Source organism: Ahrensia marina (assembly GCF_042140245.1).
Lineage (GTDB): Bacteria > Pseudomonadota > Alphaproteobacteria > Rhizobiales > MH13 > MH13.
In genome coordinates this window covers 3,763,376-3,782,026 of the sequence record NZ_CP159483.1, presented here as the reverse complement: position 1 = coordinate 3,782,026, position 18,651 = coordinate 3,763,376, and the positions used below count along the sequence as shown (strand labels likewise).

The 18,651-nt window shown below is 57.8% G+C and carries 17 protein-coding genes; 4 read left to right on the top strand and 13 right to left on the bottom strand.

Annotated features, from left to right (window positions below):
- Positions 1–224: 224 nt before the first annotated feature.
- Together ABWH92_RS18265 and ABWH92_RS18260 are read left to right on the top strand one after the other, a co-directional pair.
- Positions 225–2,594 (top strand): methyl-accepting chemotaxis protein, encoded by a 2,370-nt coding sequence (locus ABWH92_RS18265; RefSeq protein ID WP_375570858.1) that lies wholly within the window; start codon positions 225–227, stop codon positions 2,592–2,594.
- 239 nt (positions 2,595–2,833) lie between these two features.
- Positions 2,834–3,460, top strand: coding sequence for an outer membrane protein (locus tag ABWH92_RS18260; RefSeq protein WP_375570857.1), 627 nt, complete (start codon positions 2,834–2,836; stop codon positions 3,458–3,460).
- Positions 3,461–3,654: 194 nt separating this feature from the next.
- Here ABWH92_RS18260 and xylB read toward each other — a convergent pair whose 3' ends face one another.
- From xylB to ABWH92_RS18215, 9 genes are all read right to left on the bottom strand, one after another.
- Complete coding sequence (gene xylB, locus ABWH92_RS18255; protein WP_375570855.1) at positions 3,655–5,094, bottom strand: xylulokinase; 1,440 nt, start codon at positions 5,092–5,094, stop codon at positions 3,655–3,657.
- Positions 5,095–5,104: 10 nt separating this feature from the next.
- Positions 5,105–6,733, bottom strand: a complete 1,629-nt coding sequence (locus tag ABWH92_RS18250) for a dihydroxyacetone kinase subunit DhaK (protein ID WP_375570853.1) — start codon at positions 6,731–6,733, stop codon at positions 5,105–5,107.
- Positions 6,734–6,744: 11 nt separating this feature from the next.
- Entirely contained in the window at positions 6,745–7,752 is a 1,008-nt protein-coding gene (locus tag ABWH92_RS18245; protein ID WP_375570851.1) for an ABC transporter ATP-binding protein, read from the bottom strand.
- Complete coding sequence (locus tag ABWH92_RS18240; RefSeq protein WP_375570849.1) at positions 7,745–8,854, bottom strand: ABC transporter ATP-binding protein; 1,110 nt, start codon at positions 8,852–8,854, stop codon at positions 7,745–7,747. Before ABWH92_RS18240 ends, ABWH92_RS18245 begins: the two co-directional genes overlap by 8 nt.
- Positions 8,847–9,266, bottom strand: a complete 420-nt coding sequence (locus ABWH92_RS18235) for a DUF1801 domain-containing protein (protein WP_375570847.1) — start codon at positions 9,264–9,266, stop codon at positions 8,847–8,849. Before ABWH92_RS18235 ends, ABWH92_RS18240 begins: the two co-directional genes overlap by 8 nt.
- Before the next feature lie 5 nt (positions 9,267–9,271).
- Complete coding sequence (locus ABWH92_RS18230) at positions 9,272–9,460, bottom strand: hypothetical protein (protein ID WP_375570846.1); 189 nt, start codon at positions 9,458–9,460, stop codon at positions 9,272–9,274.
- A 5-nt stretch (positions 9,461–9,465) separates the two neighbouring features.
- Complete coding sequence (locus tag ABWH92_RS18225) at positions 9,466–10,401, bottom strand: carbohydrate ABC transporter permease (protein ID WP_375570844.1); 936 nt, start codon at positions 10,399–10,401, stop codon at positions 9,466–9,468.
- Positions 10,398–11,345: a carbohydrate ABC transporter permease gene (locus ABWH92_RS18220; protein ID WP_375570842.1), complete on the bottom strand. Its 948-nt coding sequence runs from the start codon at positions 11,343–11,345 to the stop codon at positions 10,398–10,400. The genes ABWH92_RS18225 and ABWH92_RS18220 overlap by 4 nt, the downstream gene beginning before the upstream one ends.
- Positions 11,346–11,513: 168 nt before the next feature.
- Entirely contained in the window at positions 11,514–12,851 is a 1,338-nt protein-coding gene (locus ABWH92_RS18215; protein WP_375570840.1) for an ABC transporter substrate-binding protein, read from the bottom strand.
- A gap of 402 nt (positions 12,852–13,253) precedes the next feature.
- On the opposite strand from ABWH92_RS18215, the gene ABWH92_RS18210 reads away from it, so the two are divergent.
- Positions 13,254–14,567 carry a diguanylate cyclase gene (locus tag ABWH92_RS18210; RefSeq protein WP_375570838.1) on the top strand — a complete coding sequence of 438 codons (1,314 nt, stop codon included), beginning with the start codon at positions 13,254–13,256 and terminating at the stop codon, positions 14,565–14,567.
- 33 nt (positions 14,568–14,600) lie between these two features.
- Here the strand turns inward: ABWH92_RS18210 and ABWH92_RS18205 are convergent, their stop codons facing one another.
- Positions 14,601–15,194 carry a GNAT family N-acetyltransferase gene (locus ABWH92_RS18205; RefSeq protein ID WP_375570836.1) on the bottom strand — a complete coding sequence of 198 codons (594 nt, stop codon included), beginning with the start codon at positions 15,192–15,194 and terminating at the stop codon, positions 14,601–14,603.
- Positions 15,195–15,270: 76 nt separating this feature from the next.
- Entirely contained in the window at positions 15,271–16,215 is a 945-nt protein-coding gene (locus ABWH92_RS18200; RefSeq protein ID WP_375570834.1) for a homocysteine S-methyltransferase family protein, read from the bottom strand.
- 187 nt (positions 16,216–16,402) lie between these two features.
- On the opposite strand from ABWH92_RS18200, the gene ABWH92_RS18195 reads away from it, so the two are divergent.
- Complete coding sequence (locus tag ABWH92_RS18195; RefSeq protein ID WP_375570832.1) at positions 16,403–17,017, top strand: TetR/AcrR family transcriptional regulator; 615 nt, start codon at positions 16,403–16,405, stop codon at positions 17,015–17,017.
- Positions 17,018–17,029: 12 nt separating this feature from the next.
- Here the strand turns inward: ABWH92_RS18195 and ABWH92_RS18190 are convergent, their stop codons facing one another.
- A complete protein-coding gene (locus ABWH92_RS18190; protein WP_375570830.1) occupies positions 17,030–17,434 on the bottom strand; it encodes a hypothetical protein in 405 nt (134 codons plus the stop codon).
- A gap of 41 nt (positions 17,435–17,475) precedes the next feature.
- A complete protein-coding gene (locus tag ABWH92_RS18185) occupies positions 17,476–18,651 on the bottom strand; it encodes a Gfo/Idh/MocA family protein (RefSeq protein ID WP_375570828.1) in 1,176 nt (391 codons plus the stop codon).

Sequence of the window (18,651 nt, the reverse complement as noted above, 5' to 3'; positions counted from 1 at the left end):
ATCTTCGTTACAATAAGTAAGCCGGCGCAGTGTAAATTTGCGCCGGCTTATTTTTGCGTTATGTAATTAACGTTACGTCATAAGCATAAGTATTGATTTGTAATATTGAAAACGGAAAAAATGAAACCGTTTTTATTGTCAAAATTGAGTAACGTATTGTGGTTACTAGGATTGTATTAAGAATGTTGGGCAAAAGGTAACTTCTCACGTAAGGGGAAGATGCCATGGCTCGCATGATGCTTAACGTCAACATTTATACACGTATTCTCATTTTGTGTATGATCCCACTTGTCGCGTTGATCGGTTTGGGTGCTTCAAAGCTGATCAATGAGCGCAAGTACATTGTGTCTTCGACATCAGTTCTGGGTGTTGCTGAACTTGCCCCAACCGTTTCCCACTTGATGCATGAGCTTCAAAAAGAGCGTGGGATGTCGGCGGGGTTCATCGGATCGGGCGGTCAAGCATTCGCCGACACGATTGAGGCGCAACGCGCATTGACCGACCGCGAGTTGGCCGCATTCCAAGCGGCGTTGGCGCAGATCGACTCCGAGGCCAAAATCCATGTGATTGATGAACCTGTGCAAAGCGCTCTGACAGCACTGGCAGATTTGCGCGCACGCCGTGCCAGTATTGATGCGCTCGAAAGTACAGTTGGAGAGATGGCAGGGTACTATACGCCCGTCATACGCGACCTGTTGGGCGTCGTGTCCAGTATGGCAACCGTGATCGATGATGCTGCGATGCTGCGCCCAGTGCTCGCTTACATCGGGCTCTTGGAAGGCAAGGAGCGTGCGGGCGTTGAGCGCGCCATGGGCACGGCAGGTTTTGGCACCGGCACGTTCTCTCAAACGGTGTACGACAACTTCATGCGCCTGGGTGCCATGCAGGAAGTCTACTTCGATGTCTTCCACTTCAATGGCCACCCCGATGATATCGCTTTTTTCGATGAACAGATGGCAGGCCCAGTGGGAGCCGACGTGGAAGCCCTGCGCGCGTTGGCCGCTGGTGAGCCCTTTGGAACAGACATATCGGGCGTGACCGGTCCACAATGGTTTGAGGTGAGCACGCGCCGAATCGATGCTCTTAAGCAAGTTGAAGACCGTATTGCCATACATCTTGGCGAGGCTGCCGCCGCCAACGTCGCCGCCGCCCAGCGGGAGTTTTGGGCCGTGGCAGGCATTCTGCTTGCGCTCATTATCTTCACATCGCTTGTGTCCTACTATGTGGCCAAGTCCATAGCGCCTCCCATTCGCAAACTGGCGGCCACGATGCGTTCGATCGCAGCCAACAATTTTGAGACTGTTGTTGAAGGCGCTTGGCGATCTGATGAGATCGGCGAGATGGCCAAAGCAGTTGAGGTGTTCCGAGAGAATGGCCTCGATCGACAGCACCTTGAACAGAAGGCCCAAAACGACCGCGAGCAACAGCTGCGCAGGCAGGAACATGTCGAAACGATCGTTGAAGGATTCCGAGAAAACATTGCCAGCTCAACCGAGCAGGTTGCTGAGCAAACTGGGGAGATGCGCGAGCTGGCCGCTCGCTTGATGGGCGTGGCAGGCAACGCTTCAGACGAGGCGCAGACTGCTCATGCTGCTTCCAACGGCGCGTCATCAAACGTTCAAACCGTCGCCGCAGCGACAGAAGAACTCACCGCATCCATTCGTGAGATTGCTACCCAGACAGACCGGGTGAGCACACTCATGGATGCCGCTGCTCAGCGTGCATCTACCACCAATGAGGATGTCGGCCACTTGTCGCAATCGGCTGATCGCATTGGTACGGTGATCGGACTGATCAGCGACATCGCCGAACAGACCAACCTGTTGGCGCTCAATGCAACCATTGAAGCGGCACGAGCCGGTGAGGCTGGCAAGGGCTTTGCAGTTGTTGCTTCTGAGGTGAAAGAGCTGGCGACGCAGACCGCCAAAGCCACCGAGGAGATCGGGCTGCAGATTGCAGGCATTCAGACATCGACGACAGGGACCGTGGAATCGATCCAGGCGATCACGGACTCTGTCGATGAGATCCGGCAGCTGACCACGGCTATTGCTGGAGCGGTTGAGGAGCAAGAGGCTGCAACCCGAGAAATCGCCAACTCTATTGGCGCAGCGTCGGACGGAACGGAGACTGCTGCTGACAAAGTGGCTTCAGTGAGCAAAGCCATCGATGAAACCGCTGCTGAGGCCAATACAGTCAACCAAACGGCCGATATTCTTACCGAGCACTCCAAAGACCTAATGACGCAAGTGGAAGGCTTTCTGACGGAAGTCTCCAAGGATGTTGAAGAGCGTCGCGGCGCTCTGCGCGTGAAGATGTCTGAGATTGTCATCATCTGTGATGCTGGCCGTCGGCGGAGAACTCAACTGGTTGATGCCAGCAAGACAGGCGCCAGGGTCGCACCGGTGGAAGGTATGGAGGTTGGCCAAAAGGTCAGCGTTGAAATGGCTGATGGTCGCACGCTCATAGGCACGGTGCGGCGGAACAGCGATGATGGGATCGGCTTGGAGTTTGATGAAGCGATTGACGATCCCACCTATCTGATCGGGCAAGGCTTGAAAGACGATGGCGGCGCTGAAGAATCAAAAGCTGCCTAGCAAATCGACCTCACCGTTCATGATGTGAGCGCTGTGGCCACCTTTGGTTTCTGACAAACCAAGGGTGGCCACACTTTCAATGATCACCACAATTTTGTGTGGGATGCGCCTGCAACAGACAGGCGGAAAGTGCTCGCAAACCCCCGTAGCCAGGCGCTTCGGGGTTTCATGCCTTGTCTCTGGCGCGCGCTGGCTCCTACGCTTGAGCCATCAGATCGCACAGATAGAAAGGCTCAGTCATGCGACGTTCAATGCTCGCGGCGGCGTGCTTTGCAGCCAGCGTGGCGTCTGCTCAAGCAGCAGATGCGTATTCGTTCTCACCCACACCGATGGCCTACAATTGGACCGGCTTTCACATCGGCATCGTTGCTGGCCTTGCCGGCGGTCAATTCCAAAACAACGCACCAACCAACATTGGTCCACTGGATGAAGGCGGTGGTTTCACAGGTGGTGCAGTCATCGGCTACACGCACCAGCTCAGTCCGAATTGGGCGGCGGGTATCGAAGGCGATATCTCCTACCTCGACATCGATGCGCGCACCGGCACTGCCTCTTTCGAAGAGCAATGGATGGGCACGTTGCGTGTGCGCGCAGGCTATACATGGGATCGCTATTTCGCCTACGCCACGGCCGGTGTTGCGATGACTGATGTTGAAGTGGGGCTTGGCACCGCTTCCAACTCCGACACGGTTGTCGGCTTCACGGTGGGCGCCGGTCTGGAGGGATACATCACCGGCAATTGGACCGGGCGGATTGAGTATCTGTTCGTCGATGTTCCCGAAGAAACCTTCACCATCACCGGCGGACCCATTGTTGGTGGTTCGAACAACCATGTTGGCCGCGTTGGCGTGTCTTACCGTTTCTAACCGCCTAACCTAAGGAGACTTACCATGCTTAAAGTGCGCACATTCCTTGTTCTCACATCCCTGTCTGTCCTGCTGATGGGCTGTGTTGGCGGCATGACCTAACCAACTCTCTGGGTGGCGCGGCGTCGCATCAAAGGCTGCGCCACCTGTTGTGAAGACACCTGATACCAAGCGCAGACTCTAAAAGAACGCGCCTAAGCGAGCCCTCCTATCGCGTCGCGTGCAGCAACGTAGCGCCCATATCCATCCTCAAAGGCACTGGCGAGGGCAGCATTTGGCTCAACGGATCGGGCCATGGTGGGCTGCGTTGCAATCTCAGCGCCCGCGCCCGTCGCTGCCATAAGGCCGAGGCGTGCTGCGCCGAACGCACCGCCCAGGTCACCGGCAACTGGCACATCAATGCGCACACCGAGGGCCGTGGCGATCGCAGCAAGCCAGTAGTCCGATGCGCTGCCACCGCCCACTGCAATCACACTGTCCAGCGTGGTGCCCGTCGCCGCCAGTGCTTGCTGGCAGTCCTTCAGGGCAAACGTTACACCTTCAAGCACTGCGCGCGTGGCAGCGTGTCTGTCCGTGGCATGCTCCAGGCCAAGAAACGCACCGCGGATGGCAGCATCGTTGAGTGGCGTGCGTTCCCCGCCAAGGTAAGGCAGGAAGAGCGCTTTGCCTGGCGCTTCAAGATCGCCCAGAGCCCCAGTCAGGCTGGCTGGATCATCGTCGACGAGCCCAGCATACCAGGCCAGCGCGTCGGTGGCCGCCAGGATCACGCCCATCTGGTGCCACGTGCCTGGTACCGCGTGGCAGAATGTGTGCACTGCCGTGTCAGCATCCGGTCGGTAGCTGTCATTGGCAGCGAAGAGCACGCCCGACGTGCCCAGTGAGACGAAGGCTTCACCGGCTTTTACCACACCCACACCAATTGCAGACGCGGCGTTGTCGCCTCCGCCACCGGCAACGACTACCCCTTTAGAAAAACCAAAACGCTGAACCAGATCCTCGCGCAAGTCTCCGGACACCGCTGATCCTTCAACCAGCATTGGCATCTGGTCGCGGGTGAGGTGGCATTTGGCTAGCAACGTGTTTGACCAGTCGCGGGCACCGGTATCCAGCCAGCTTGTACCAGCGGCGTCCGACATGTCGGAGGCATAGGTCCCCGTCAGCCAAAGCCGCAGATAGTCTTTCGGCAGCAGAACTTTGGCAATTTTCTCAAAGATGTTGGGATGATGCCGACGCAGCCAGTCCACCTTAGGCGCTGTGAAGCCTGGAAAGACAATGTTGCCGGAAAGCGAGCGGAAATCAGGGTCAGCATCCATCGCGGCAGCTTCTTCAGCCGAGCGCGTGTCGTTCCAAAGAATGCTGGGCCAAAGAACCTCGTCCGCCGCATCCAAGGCAGTTGCGCCATGCATCTGACCAGAAAGCCCAATGCCGCGAATGGCAGCCATATCCAGTGAGCCCTGAAGCTCGGCGAGCACCGCTTCACAGGCAGAAATCCAGCTCATTGGGTCTTGCTCTGACCAGCCCGGATGCGGGCGTGAAACCTCCAGATCAGCTTTGGCAGAGGCGACAAGCGCCTGTTCATCATCAATGACAACGGCCTTTAGGCCTGAGGTTCCAAGGTCCAGTCCAAGATACATGAGGTTTTCGTCACTCCGCTGTTGCTGCAATCTGTTCTAGCAGACGAGCGACAGCCTCGGCACCTGGATCATTGTGACCAGCGAGTTTTTCCTCAGAGATATAGGTGGCACGACCAGCCTTAGCTTTGGTGATCCTCGCCGTACCATCAGCGCCAGCACGCGCAGCGACCGCCGCAGCTCCCAGACCTTGCGGTAAAGCTTCCAGGGCCGGTTGCAGCGCGTCGATCATGGTGCGGTCCCCAACGCCTGCACCTCCGACCTGGGAGATACGATCAAGCCCTGCTTTCAGCGCGTCCATCGTGTTGGTGCCATTGGCCGAGGCATCGCCGGCTGCAGCGAAAAAGATAGCCAGTAACACGCCCGATGACCCGCCCATGGTTTGGCTGAGCTCTTGGCCAATGGCGCGGTAAAGCTGCGTGGTATCTGCCAGAGGCAGGCGCGGCATGGCATCGATCAGGGCGCGCGACGCTGTTGCCAGTGTCGAGCCAGTGTCGCCATCGCCCGACTTGGCATCCAGCGCATTGAGGTCATCCTCGGCGCTAATCAGAATGGTGCAACAGCGGGTCAGGAAATCCTCTGTCCGTGCGTGGGCGGAGGGGGTTGGCTGAATAGGAGTCAAACCGTCAGGTAACGGAAGCACAGCCTCAGCTGCCACAGGCAGGCAGCCTGGCCATGCATGCGGCGCAACAGGTGCCAACAAAGCTGCCTGATCACCCTGCGTCATAGGCAGCAAGGACACCGAAAAGCCCTGCATGTCCAGTGATGTCATCAGCGGTGCTGGGCCTACCATCCAAGTGATTTGCTCGCCGATAGAAGAGCGGGCCAGCTCTTCGGCCAGGACCGACATTTCAAGCGGTGTCGCGCCGCCCAAATTGTTAAGCAGTGCCACATGCGGTCCATCGCCGATGTTCGGCGCAAGTTTGTCCACCACCATGGCCATCGCTTCTTGCGCGCCGGAATAGTCAACCTGCTCGATACCAGCTTCGCCATGGATGCCGAGGCCAAGTTCAGCTTTGCCGAACTCGATCCGCGCCTCTTTCGGCGAGCCTGGAATGGTGCAGGTGTCCAGTGACATGCCAATCGACACCACTTTGGAAATCACGCCGTGAGCAGCTTTGGTCACCGTCTCAAGATCAGCGCCTTGATCGGCCAAGGCCCCAGCGATTTTGTGGACGAACAAAGTGCCAGCCACGCCGCGCGCCTGGGGTAGATCGGGCAGGGCCACATCATCATCAACAACAACCATCGAGACCCGGTGTCCCAGGGCACGTGCCCGCTCGGCGGCTAGGCCAAAATTCAGCCGGTCACCGGTGTAGTTTTTCACGATCAACAGACAGCCCGCTGGGCCGGTCACAGCCAAAATTCCAGCCAACACCGCATCAACCGATGGCGAGGCGAAAATGTCACCGCACACTGCCGCCGTCAGCATGCCTTGGCCGACAAAGCCAGCATGGCTGGGCTCATGGCCAGAGCCACCGCCTGAGACTAAAGCCACCTTGGACCTGTCCCAGTCCGTGCGCACGACCACTTTGATGTGTGGATAGCCATCCAGCCGCGCCAGCTTGCCATCAGCCGTACGCAGAAGCCCATCAATGGCTTCGGTGACCAACGTCTCTTTGGTGTTGATGAACTGTTTCATGATCGGTGTCCTCAGGCTAAGCGAGCGCCATCAGCGGCAAAATAGAGTGGTTTGCGTGGTTGAATGGCCAGCGTGTCGCCGGTCTCCAGCGAGGTGTGCACATCGGTGAGGGTAATGATGTCATGGCCTTCCAAGGAGAGGTGCAGCCGCGTTTGGTCACCCAGATGCTCAACGCGAACCACTTTGGCTGGTTTACCAAAAGCGCCTTCGGCACCTTGTTGGATGTGCTCTGGGCGCATGCCGATGGTGGCCGCACCATCGGGCGCTCCAGCAAACAAATCGGCCGGCAAGAGGTTGATGCGTGGCAGACCTAAGCGACCGGCGACATAGTGGCTGACTGGGTTCTCATAGATCTCGCGTGGCGAGCCAAATTGCACCAGCTTGCCTTCATCCAGAACGCCCACATGGGTGGCCATAGTCATGGCTTCGATCTGGTCATGAGTCACATAGAGCAACGTTGCGCCCAGGTTGGCTTGAATACGTTTCAACTCCACCCGCAGGTCGGTCCGCAGCTTGGCATCAAGCGACGACAGCGGCTCGTCCATCAGATAGATGGATGGATCGCGAACCAGTGCCCGGCCAATGGACACGCGCTGCATTTCACCACCGGAAAGCTCTGTCGCCTTGTTGTCCAACTTGTGCGGGATCTGCAGCACCTCGGCCACCTCCTGCACTTTCTTGGCAATCTGATCTTCCGGCGTTCTGAGGATGGGCGAGCGCAACGGAAAAGCCAGATTGTCCCGCACCGTCATGTGCGGATAGAGCGAGTATTGCTGGAACACCATAGCCACATCGCGCTGCGCTGGGGTGAGACCGGTGACCGAATGACCACCGATGCGGATGTCGCCAGCATCAGGTTTTTCAAGGCCAGAAATCAGCCGCAGCGTGGTGGTTTTGCCAGCACCGGTTGGGCCGAGCAGCACCACAAAGGCCCCATCAGGAATATCCATGGTGATGTCATGAACAGCTTGCGTCGATCCGAACGCTTTGCTGATGCCTGAGAGCGATACCTCAGCCATGAGCACCTCCCATGCCGAGAACGCCAATGTTGAGATTGGAGCGCAGGGCGTTGCCGGTTTGGCTGTTGAACAGCGTCAGCGTGGAGGCGTTGAAGGCAAGGCCCACAGTATCGCCAACGTTCGCGCGGCGCTCTGAGCCGATACGCGCCTTCAGCTCACCTGCGTCTGTCGCAAGGGTTACAATCTGCGTGGTGCCCAAATACTCAGTGGCGAGGATTTCCCCGCGATAAGACCCCTCGTCCGACAGACGCACATGCTCTGGCCGCACGCCCACGGTGATGTCGCCATCAAAAGGCTCACGCATCTCCGGAATGAGTATGGAATGATGACGCAGGTTCACCGCCGTCGCGCCGACATCCAGGGTGCCATGACCTTTTAAGAAGTTCATCGGCGGTGAGCCGATAAAGTTGGCGACAAACATGGTGGCCGGTTTGTCGTAGATATCCTGTGGTGTGCCAAATTGCTCAATCACACCATGGTTCATGACGACGATCTTGTCGCCCATCTGCATGGCTTCCAGCTGATCATGGGTTACATAGACCGTCGTTGCGCCCATGCGGTCGTGTAGGGCGCGTAGCTCTTCGGCCATATGTTCGCGGAATTCAGCATCCAGCGCCCCAAGAGGCTCATCCATCATGAACGCTTTGGGATCGCGCACGATGGCACGGCCAAGAGCAACGCGCTGACGGTCACCCCCTGAGAGACCGCCAACGGATCGATTGAGAATATCTTCAATGCCAAGGATTTTTGCGACTTCGGCCACTTTCTCCTTCACCTGAGCGCCAGGCATGCCTTGCGAAACAAGCGGGTAAGAGATGTTCTTGCGCACATTCATGTGCGGGTAGAGCGCGAACATCTGGAACACCATGGCAATGTCGCGTTGGCTGGCAGGCTTTTGGCTGACCTCTTCGCCATCGATGTAGATCTCGCCAGAGGTTGGCAATTCCAGACCGGCAATCATGCGCAACGTGGTTGTCTTGCCGCAGCCTGATGGCCCAAGCAGCATGAAGAACTCGCCATCCTCGATCTTGAAGGAGGAGGACTGCACCGCAGTGAAATCGCCGAACTCTTTGCGCAGGTTCTTGATGATAATCTCAGCCATGCTGCGCTCGCTTGCTGCTGTGATAGGTGAGCGCCGCGCCGATGCAGAGTGAGAGTTCTTCGGTTGGCAATGGGCCTTCGGGGTCAATCAAGACGGCTCGGTTTCCTTCATAGGCAAGGCGGTCGCCAAAGCGGCTGCGCCAGTCGTCGACAAGGCTTGTTTGGCAATGGACGAACAGTTTGGCGCCGCCCGTCACATCGTCAGCACCAAGGCGAATGGTCGTGCCAGAACGACCAGGCAGGTAAGATGGCTGGCCCCATTTGAGTGTTTCTTCCAGAGGAGCGATGCCGCGCGTACTGGCTTCAGCAAGCACTAGGTCGCGCAGTTGCAGAACCCGCGCGCGTGATGGTTCTGGCATGGCGTTGATCGCCTGGGCGACATCGGCTGGCATGGTGTTCGGTATCTTGGCCATGCCCGCTACTCCCGGAAATGGCTGACAATGATGAACATCACTGTGCCCACCAACGTGACGATGAAAGAGTAGGTATAGAGCTCAATGGCAAACGGCTGCATGAGCATCACCACACCGGTAGCGATGAGGATGGTGGCAACCATTTCCCAGGCGCCACGACGAAGACCAAAAAGGCCGGAGAAGAACTTGGTCATCGCCATCATTTTCTAACTGCCCCAAACGTAATGCCTCGTAAGAGGTGCTTGCGCAGCATCACCGTGAAGATCATGACCGGCAGCAAGAAGATCGTTGCGCCTGCCGCAACAGCTGGCCAATCGAGCCCACCCACACCGATTATGGTCGGGATGAACGGCGGTGCGGTCTGCGCCGTACCGGAGGTGAGCAGCACGGCAAACGCGTACTCATTCCACGCGAAAATCAGGCAAAAGATAGCCGTGGAGGCGATGCCGGTGGCAGCCTGTGGCAGCACGATCTTGTAGAAGGCTTGGAAGCGTGTGTAGCCGTCGATCAGTGCCGCTTCTTCGTACTCGCGCGGGATCTCGTCGATGAAGCCTTTCAGCAGCCAGACGGCGAGCGAGATGTTCACCGCCGTGTAGAGCAGGATCATGCCCAGATGCGTGTCCGACAAGCCAAGCTCGCGGTACATCAGGAAGATCGGGATCGCCACCGCAATGGGCGGCATCATGCGCGTAGAGAGAATGAAGAACAGCAGATCATCGGCAAGCGGTATACGGAACCGGCTAAAGGCGTAGGCTGCCAGCGTGCCCAGGAACACCGATAGGAACGTGGAACCAAACCCGATGATAACGGAGTTGAGAAAGCGCTCGCCGAACTTCGATGGGCCGACGATCACCATGTCGTACTGGCGCACGATCTCATCGTACCATTCTTCCGGTGGGTTGGCGTCCAGAAACTCCTGTGTTTGCCGCGTGCGCTGGGTGAAGAGGTTCACATAGCCTTCCAGCGTCGGCTCAAAGATCACCTGCGGCGGATAAGAAATCGCATCGGCGGGCGACTTGAAGCCGGTGATGAAAATCCACGCCAGCGGGATCATCGTGATCACCGCATAGAGAATGACCAGTGTTCCAGCGAACCACTTTTGGCGCTTGGACGGTTCGGTGATGGAAAAGCTCATCGTTCTTTCACCTTGTTGAGCGCCTTCACATAGATCGAGGCGAGGCCAAACACTGTGACGAACAGAATAATCGCGTAGGCCGAGGCATAGCCGGTGCGCCATTTCTCAAACGCTTCACGCTTCAGATTGATGGAGGTGAGTTCGGTCACCGAGCCCGGACCACCGCCGGTGAGCTGTACCACCAAGTCAAACATCTTGAAGTTTTCAATGCCGCGAAAGAGCACTGCCAGCATCAGGAAGGGCAGCACCATCGGCACGGTGATCGTCCAGAACTGTCGCCACTTGGACGCTCGGTCGATTTCGGCCGCCTCGTAAATGTAGTCGGGAATGCTCCGCAGCCCGGCGAGGCAAATCAGCATCACGAACGGCGTCCACATCCAGGTGTCGACAATGATGATGGACCAGGGCGCTAGGCTAACGTCCCCGATCATCTGGAAAGAGGACGGATCAACGCCGGTGAAGAACGAGATCACATAGTTGAAGAGCCCAATCTGGGGTTGGTAGAGAAACGTCCAAAAATTGCCGACCACAGCAGGCGATAGCATCATCGGCAGCACGATGATGGTGGTCCAAAGATCATTGCCCTTGAACTTCTTGTTGATCAGGTAGGCGAGCGTGAAGCCGATCACCACTTGCAGCGCGATGGTCCAGAACAGGAAGTGCGCTGTGGCCTGCATTGTCAGCCAGATATCGCTGTCGGTGAGGATGCGCTCATAATTGCGCAGGCCGATATACTCCACCTCGCGATTTGGCCGATTGGCGCGAAAATTGGTGAACGACAGATTGATCGTCCAGATCAGCGGAAAGATGTTGATCGCCAGCAGCAGGAAGATCGACGGTCCGACGAAAATCCAGGCAATCGCGCGATCGCTAAGCCCCCGGATTTTGCGCGCAACGGAGGGCGGCGTCGCTCTAGCAGCGCGCTCTATCGTGTTCTCTGACACCGGTCGATTTCCTTAGGTTTTCGACGTCTTTGGGCATGGGCAAAGGCTAAACCCCACCATGCCAGCCCTACAAGCCCAACAGCGATAGGCCGCTGGAAGATGGGCCGCCCAGGGAAGGGTGGGGCGACCCAAGGTTTTCGCGAGGCCAAAGCCTGGCGGGGAGGATGCTTAGAGCAAGCCCTCATCTTCGAAGACTTCCGTCCAGTCTTCCACCAGAAGATCCAGTGCTTCTTGGGCCGTGCCTTGATCGGCGACAATGTAGTCGTGCAGGCGCTTTTGCATGGCCAAGAGTAGCTCAGCATAGGCTGGCTCCTGCCAGAAGTCCTGAACGCCAGCCATCGCCTCCAAGAAGTCGCCGGCAAACGGCGCGCTATCGACAAAGCCTGGGTCGTTCAGCACCGAATTGTGTGCCGAGTAACCACCAAGCTCCCACCACTGCGCCTGAACCTCAGGCTGAGCGAACCAAGCGATGTATTCCAAAGCGGCGTCTTGCTTATCTGAGTAGGAGACAACCGAAATGCCCTGTCCGCCCAGCGTGGAGGCTGCGACCTCTTGTGGTGGATTGACGAAGAAGTCGATCGTGTCGCCGCCAATATCTGGATCGGCATAAAGGCCGGGAAAGAAGGCGAACCAGTTCATTGCCATGGCCACCTGGCCTGACTTAAACGCGTCCAGCGACTCGCCCATATAGCTGTCGGTGTAGCCAGGAGGCGTCGCGGTCTCGTAAAGCTCTTTGTAGAACTCCAGCGCTTCAACCGCGTTCGGGCCGTTGACAACACCTTGCATGTCATAGGAGCCCGGCTCGCTTTCATACTGGAAGCCCCAAGCATAGAGGGCGCCAGTCGCTCCCATCGTGATGCCTTCAGAGCCACGTTCGGTGAAGATGGCCGCGCCATAACGGGTCTGACCGTCGATTTCGCGCTCCTGGAAGAACTGCGCGATTTGCAGAAGTTCACGCTGCGTTTGTGGTTCGCGCAGTTCCTGACCGGTTTCGGCCATATAGGCCGCGCGTATGTCCTCACGCTCAAACCAGTCGCGACGATAGAACCAGCCATTGGCATCGCCCATGGCGGGCAGGGCGTAATAGTTTTCTGAACCCTTCGGCCAGGTGGAATAGGCATAGACGGTCGCCGGCGCGAAATCATCCATCGAGATGCCTTCATTGTCGAAGAAGTCGTTCAGGCGCACATAGTGGCCGTTCTCTGCGCCGCCGCCGATCCACTGGCTGTCACCGATTAGCAGGTCGCAGAGTTGACCGCCCGAGTTCAACTCGTTGAGCATACGGTCGGCAAAGTTGGGCCATGGCACAAACTCAAAGTTCATGGTGTGGCCTGACTCTTCTTCAAATTGTTTGGAAAGCTCAACCAGCGCATTGGCAGGGTCCCAGGCGGCCCAGCACAGCGTGAGGTCTTCAGCTTGCGCGGCGGTGGCCGGAAGGCCAACAGCGCCAGTAAGGCCGATCGCGCCGGTGAGCGCGGTTGCAGCCATGAATTTCAATGTCTTCATAGGAACAGTCCTCCCGTTACATCCCCTGCCGCCTTTTGCGGCGTTTCTCGAGGATTGCTGAGAACCTAATTGAGGTACGCACCTCAAAGCAAGAAAAAAATGAGGTGCGTACCTCAAAAATCACGCTGATGTGCTTGGCGACCGACTGCTTGTGCGCAGAAATGGCCGTGTTTCAGTCGGTTGGAGACAGACCAAAGATGAGAAGGGGGAAAGCAAAAACGGTCGTAGTAAAGTCTCTATACAACTTCAGGTTTTACTTGTGAAAGACTCAATTTTCCTATCAAAATCAAGATTTTGTTAAATGTGACCGGGGGATACTTTGCTGGCGTAAGAGTGACGGTGGAGTAGGTCGAAGCAATGAATCCAGCAACAACTATGGCCCCTAACAAGCATGGCCAAAGGATGAAGCCCGTTCTGATCGCTGGTCAGGTTCGCATCGCGGGCCTCCTGATGGCCGCCTTGGTCCTTATTGTTGCGCCACTCGACACTCTGTTTGGTCTGTTTGATCAGCTTTACGCTGAGGGACATGCCCCGCGTACCCATCCACTGACATGGACCTGCCTGCTGCTGGCCATGATCGCGACGTTGAGCCAGCGCCCATTGCGCACAAGCACGCCTCTTGAACGCTCCATGTGGGTAGGGGTGCTTGTGTTGGCGGCGGTTAAACCGTGGCTTGGGCCATTCATCAACCAACTGGTCCCGGATGTTCGCCTGGGTTCTATGGGTTGGAACACAGCCATTGGGTTCGCCTTGGTAGCCTCCGGCCAATTGCTACGCCAATACCAACCCAAGGTCGGCATGACTGTTGCCATCGGTGGTGTGTTCATGGCCTGTGTTGCGCTGAACGGATTGGTGCTTGGCAATCACAATTTTTATGGTGAAATGGCCGCGCCAACAGCGCTTGCGATTTTTGGCATCGGTCTGGCCAACCTGCTGCGCTTCAGCCGCCGCTCTGGCTTCAGGTTGATCCTAAGTGACACCCCTGCCGGCCGTCTTGTTCGTCGCCAGGTCATGCTGTGGGTGGGATTGGCCTGCATCATGCCACTTGCCCTGCGCTCAATGCAGTTTTCCGATGGGGCAAGCTTCGCGCTTCTCTACACGGCGCAGATGGCAGCGGTGCTTGTGGGCATCCTGTATTTTGGCGTGCGTTTCGCCGGACTGCTCGACAATGCGCGGCGTCTTGAACGCGAACTTGTACGCGATGTTGAAACCGACCCGCTGACCGGTGCCGCCACACGTCGCGCCGCGATTTCTTACTTCGTTAAAAACAGCTGGCGCAGCACGATGGGTGTGGTGCTTTTGGACCTTGATCATTTCAAGCAAGTCAATGACGAGCATGGGCACGCAGTCGGTGACCTGGTCTTGCAAGCCGTTGTTCGCGCCCTGCGCAAAGAGGTGCGCATAACCGATCTGATCGTTCGGTGGGGTGGTGAAGAGTTGTTGGTGCTCATCCCGGCCAGCGACACAAAAACACTGCGCGTGCGCGCTGAAGCTCTGCGGGTCGCCATTCAAATGGAAACAGCAGCTGATCCATCCATTCCAGGTGTCACGGCATCCTTTGGCCTGAGCATCGCCAAGCCGGGCCTGGAGCCCGACATGACGGCCGTCTTGGATAAGGCAGACCAGGCGCTCTACCAAGCCAAAGCCGCTGGTCGAAACCGTGTTGTGGTCTTTGGTGATCCGTCAGCAAAGCTGACGTTGGTCAAGGCCGCTTAGGCGGCGAGCATCGACGGCTTTGGTGTTGATGCCCTAGGAGTTCAAAGGCTTGAGCAGAAGCAGAACATCCTCATCATAGTAGGGTTGGCAAGGGTGCTCGCGTACGCGTGCTCGCGCATGATCGCGGTAGCCAAGTCGCTGATAGAGCTGCACTGCACCCGCATTCTGCGAGTAAACCTGGATACTCATCGATCCGTACCCAGCCTTTAGCGCTAGATCTTCAGCAGCTTGCATAAGCGCTGAGCCGACGCCTGCGCCGCGCCAGCCAGCCGAAACGGCCAGCGCATTGACGTACCATGTGCCAACCGATTGAGCCTCTAACTCGACGAAGGGCGCGATAGGTGCAGGCAGATCATCGGGATCGTCGTCAGGTGCCGTGTCGATAGCATAGCTGAGCACCATGCCGATCGGCCGACCGTCCCGCTCTGCGACAAGCGCGTTGCGATAGGAAAAGCCACCTTCGGTGCGATGCGCGCGCTCCGCGCCAACGTCCAGCGGGTCTTGGCGATCGGAGCTGGATCGACTCCAGAGCCAGCGTGGGATGCCCTCGCCAGCAATATCAATCAGCTTGGCAAGGGTGGGCGCGTCGGATGGCTCGGCCGGACGGATACGAGGTGATGGGGACATTGTGTTTCACTCAAACTCTTGGAGGGGAAGCGGGGGCCTGGGCAGAGAAGCCGCCCAGGCATGGGGCGATTAGGGGCTAGGCCGCAGAGCGAACATCGTGGTGATGGGCCATGCAGCCGACATGGCGATGATCGGTGCCACAACAGCCACCGACAACGCGAACATTTGGCAGCAGTTTTAGAAGCTCCATGCTCAGATCGCTCAGTTCAACGGGGTTTCCATCATCCAACTCTTCAGCTTCATCCAGCTCGGCATGGCTCATCCGTGAAGCATTGCAGCGGATGCCGCCAATACGAGATGTCCAAGCTGCGCTGTCATCGAGCACATCGCGGAAATGGTCCGGATGGGCACAGTTGATCATGTAATAGAGCGGCGCTGACCCTGTAGCGGCGTCTACCTGAGCAATCGCCTCATGCAGCGGCTGGCCGGACGGCAGGCGACCATCGGTTTCCAGTGTGAAGGCAAGGACAACCGGTAGATCAATTTCTTTGGCCGCGCGTGCCATGCCACTCGCTTCGTCAGCGTTGGTCAGCGTCATCGCGCTGATCATATCCACACCAGCTTTGCCAAGCGCATGCACTTGCGGCGTATGGATCTCGAATGCTTCACCGTCGCTGAGCAGCGTGCCAGGTGCATAGGCATCGCCTGCCGGACCCACCAAACCGTTCAGAACAATAGGCAGTGTGCCACTTTCATGCTGATCTCGGATGGCAGAGACAAAGGCGACCGCACGTGTGTTGATCGCCAAGACGTCATCAACTGACAGGCCAAGCGGTTCCGCCCAGGCAACACCAGCACGCCACGTTGGCGCATCGATAACAAAGCCACGGCCCGATGCGCGTGCGAGGCCGATATAGGTCTCGTAGTAAGCGGTCAGATCGCGGCGTCCAACATCGCTATCCAGCAAGGCGGCAGCAGAAAAGCAGGGGAGGTCATGACCTTTGTCGAAGATCATGAATGTCTCCAAGCCACCATCGGCAAGATAAAAGCGTTGGGCGTTTGAGAGGTGTTCAGTTCGCATAGCATTACTCCTTCAATGATTGCCGCAAGGAGTAGATTGCAGTACCCATCAGACGATAGTGGCCGCGTGGTTTGGTTGGTGTGATGATTTTTTCGCAATGCAATCAAAGGTTAAGCTGGATTGTTGTATGGCCAGTCACTCCACGGCCCGGGATGACTGCACTCACGGTACAGTTGGAACAAAACCGATGACCGAGAAAACCAACACCCGTTCCAAGATTCTCGATATTGCTGAAGCCTCCGTGCTGGAAAAAGGCTTTGAGGCGACCTCGATTGAAGAGATCGTGGCGGGCGCTGAGATCTCCCGCAGTGGCTTCTTCTACCACTTCAAGGATAAGAACGCGCTCGCCCGGGCCATGCTGGAGCGCTACATTGACGCCGAGAACGCGCTCTATGACGATATCTTCGCGCGCGCGGCGGAGCTGAACGATGATCCGCTACACTCGATGCTGATCGGTCTGAAAATGCTGGCGGAGATGTTGGCCGATATGCCCGACGGCCATCCCGGGTGTGTCATTGCGTCCACGGCCTATCAAGATCGCCTATTCGACAAGGGCGTGCAGGACTTGAACCGTGAGGCCATTCTTGGGTGGCGTCGTCGCTTTCGCACCATGTTCGAGGAGATCGCTGCCGTTTATGAGCCGCGCGACGCGGTCAACATGGACGCGCTGGGCGATATGGTTTCCAGCGTTGTTGAGGGCGGTCTGGTGCTTCAGCGCGCCTTGCGAGAGCATAACAGCGCCTCTGAGCAGATCATGTTGCTGCGCTCATACCTCAAACTGCTGTTCTCCCCAAAAGCGTGACCTTTGCGGCGCCTAGCTTTCGCAGGTGACCGCATACACATCACGATCCCCGATGGCGAGTATCCCAACATGAGCGGCTTGCCGGTCGCGATAGGCTTGCAGGGTGCGCAATGTGACCAGGATGTCTTGGACGTTTGGATCGGCGAAATCGACCGAGAGTCCATCGGGTGTACCGAAGGCTTGGCCGACGATGATTTCAGTATGCCCGTCGCCCGGCAGCATCGCATAGGTGCCCGAAGGTGTTTCGATGGTTGCGTTGACAACGGCTAAGACGGGGACGCTGCCCAGTGTCAGCGTGACGTGCACCTGGTGGTCGTCGACGCCAACGCAGGCCAGAGTGGCCGTCGCTGATGCTGGTGTCGCGAACAGCATCGCAAGAAGAGCAACCCCACCGAGTCGATGCACAAGCCTGATCATTGCTCCACTCTCTTTTCTCTCTGCAGGGCTCATGTTTCCGCTTAAAGGTTCAAGCTGACCCAGGCTCCATTGCGACCGGATGAGCGCACACAAGCATCGACAAACGCAACGCCGATCAGCCCATCCTGCACGGTGGGATACACCACATCGGAGGAGACAGATTCGCCAGCCTGTGCCGCGTGGATCGCTTCGGCCGCTTCACTGTAGATCGTCGCAAAGCCTTCCAGATAGCCTTCAGGGTGACCAGGTGGCACGCGGGTCGCCCGGGCCGCAGCCTCGCCTGATCCAGCGCCGCCACGTGTGATCAGCCGCTTGGGCTCACCCAGCGGTGTGAACCAGAGATAGTTGGGGTCCTCCTGACTCCACTCCAGGCCGCCTTTCTCGCCATAGACGCGCAGCTTCAGCGCGTTCTCATTGCCTGGTGCCACTTGGCTTGACCAGAGCATGCCCCGTGCACCGCCCTTGAAGCGCAGCATCACATTGGCGTTGTCATCCACCCGGCGACGATCAACAAAGCTTGTGAGTTCCGCGCACAGCTCGTCAAGCTCCAAGCCCGACACGAACGAGGCAAGGTTGAACGCATGGGTGCCGATATCGCCGATGCAGCCGCCGGCGCCGGACTGCGCGGGGTCTGTGCGCCAGGCCGCCTGTTTCATGCCGGTCTGCTCCAACGGTTCGGTCAGCCAATCCTGCGGATACTCAGCTTGCACAACGCGCAGCGTGCCGAGCTCCCCGGCGGCGACCATCTCGCGGGCCTGTCGCACCATGGGATAGCCGGTATAATTGTGGGTGAGAACAAACACCGCATCCGACTTCTCAGCCGCCGCGACCATCTTTTTCGCTTCGCCAAGCGTCGCCGTGAGTGGCTTATCGCAGATCACATGGATGCCGCGTTTCAAGAACTCACGCGCCACCGGGTAGTGCATATGGTTGGGCGTGACGATGGCCACCGCGTCGATGCCATCTTTCAGCCGTGCCTCGCGCTTGGCCATGGCGGTGAAGTCATCATAGACACGCGACTGATCAAGCCCGAGGTCAGCGCCAGAGGCTTTGGATTTCTCCGGCGTGGATGAAAAGGCGCCGGCCACCAACTCGAAACGATCATCAATGCGGCTGGCGATCCGGTGCACACCTCCGATGAAGGCATCGCGCCCGCCACCCACCATGCCGAGGCGGATCCGTCCCGCGTTCTGCTCTGATTTGCCTTCAATCGCCAT

What these genes read in the sequence shown, in the direction of transcription:
- ABWH92_RS18265 (WP_375570858.1), top strand. Translation starts at nt 225, where the DNA reads ATGGCTCGCATGATGCTTAACGTCAACATTTATACACGTATTCTCATT.
- ABWH92_RS18260 (WP_375570857.1), top strand. Translation starts at nt 2,834, where the DNA reads ATGCGACGTTCAATGCTCGCGGCGGCGTGCTTTGCAGCCAGCGTGGCG.
- xylB (WP_375570855.1), bottom strand. Translation starts at nt 5,094, where the DNA reads ATGTATCTTGGACTGGACCTTGGAACCTCAGGCCTAAAGGCCGTTGTC.
- ABWH92_RS18250 (WP_375570853.1), bottom strand. Translation starts at nt 6,733, where the DNA reads ATGAAACAGTTCATCAACACCAAAGAGACGTTGGTCACCGAAGCCATT.
- ABWH92_RS18245 (WP_375570851.1), bottom strand. Translation starts at nt 7,752, where the DNA reads ATGGCTGAGGTATCGCTCTCAGGCATCAGCAAAGCGTTCGGATCGACG.
- ABWH92_RS18240 (WP_375570849.1), bottom strand. Translation starts at nt 8,854, where the DNA reads ATGGCTGAGATTATCATCAAGAACCTGCGCAAAGAGTTCGGCGATTTC.
- ABWH92_RS18235 (WP_375570847.1), bottom strand. Translation starts at nt 9,266, where the DNA reads ATGGCCAAGATACCGAACACCATGCCAGCCGATGTCGCCCAGGCGATC.
- ABWH92_RS18230 (WP_375570846.1), bottom strand. Translation starts at nt 9,460, where the DNA reads ATGACCAAGTTCTTCTCCGGCCTTTTTGGTCTTCGTCGTGGCGCCTGG.
- ABWH92_RS18225 (WP_375570844.1), bottom strand. Translation starts at nt 10,401, where the DNA reads ATGAGCTTTTCCATCACCGAACCGTCCAAGCGCCAAAAGTGGTTCGCT.
- ABWH92_RS18215 (WP_375570840.1), bottom strand. Translation starts at nt 12,851, where the DNA reads ATGAAGACATTGAAATTCATGGCTGCAACCGCGCTCACCGGCGCGATC.
- ABWH92_RS18210 (WP_375570838.1), top strand. Translation starts at nt 13,254, where the DNA reads ATGAAGCCCGTTCTGATCGCTGGTCAGGTTCGCATCGCGGGCCTCCTG.
- ABWH92_RS18205 (WP_375570836.1), bottom strand. Translation starts at nt 15,194, where the DNA reads ATGTCCCCATCACCTCGTATCCGTCCGGCCGAGCCATCCGACGCGCCC.
- ABWH92_RS18200 (WP_375570834.1), bottom strand. Translation starts at nt 16,215, where the DNA reads ATGCGAACTGAACACCTCTCAAACGCCCAACGCTTTTATCTTGCCGAT.
- ABWH92_RS18195 (WP_375570832.1), top strand. Translation starts at nt 16,403, where the DNA reads ATGACCGAGAAAACCAACACCCGTTCCAAGATTCTCGATATTGCTGAA.
- ABWH92_RS18190 (WP_375570830.1), bottom strand. Translation starts at nt 17,434, where the DNA reads ATGATCAGGCTTGTGCATCGACTCGGTGGGGTTGCTCTTCTTGCGATG.
- ABWH92_RS18185 (WP_375570828.1), bottom strand. Translation starts at nt 18,651, where the DNA reads ATGGCGATTGAAGGCAAATCAGAGCAGAACGCGGGACGGATCCGCCTC.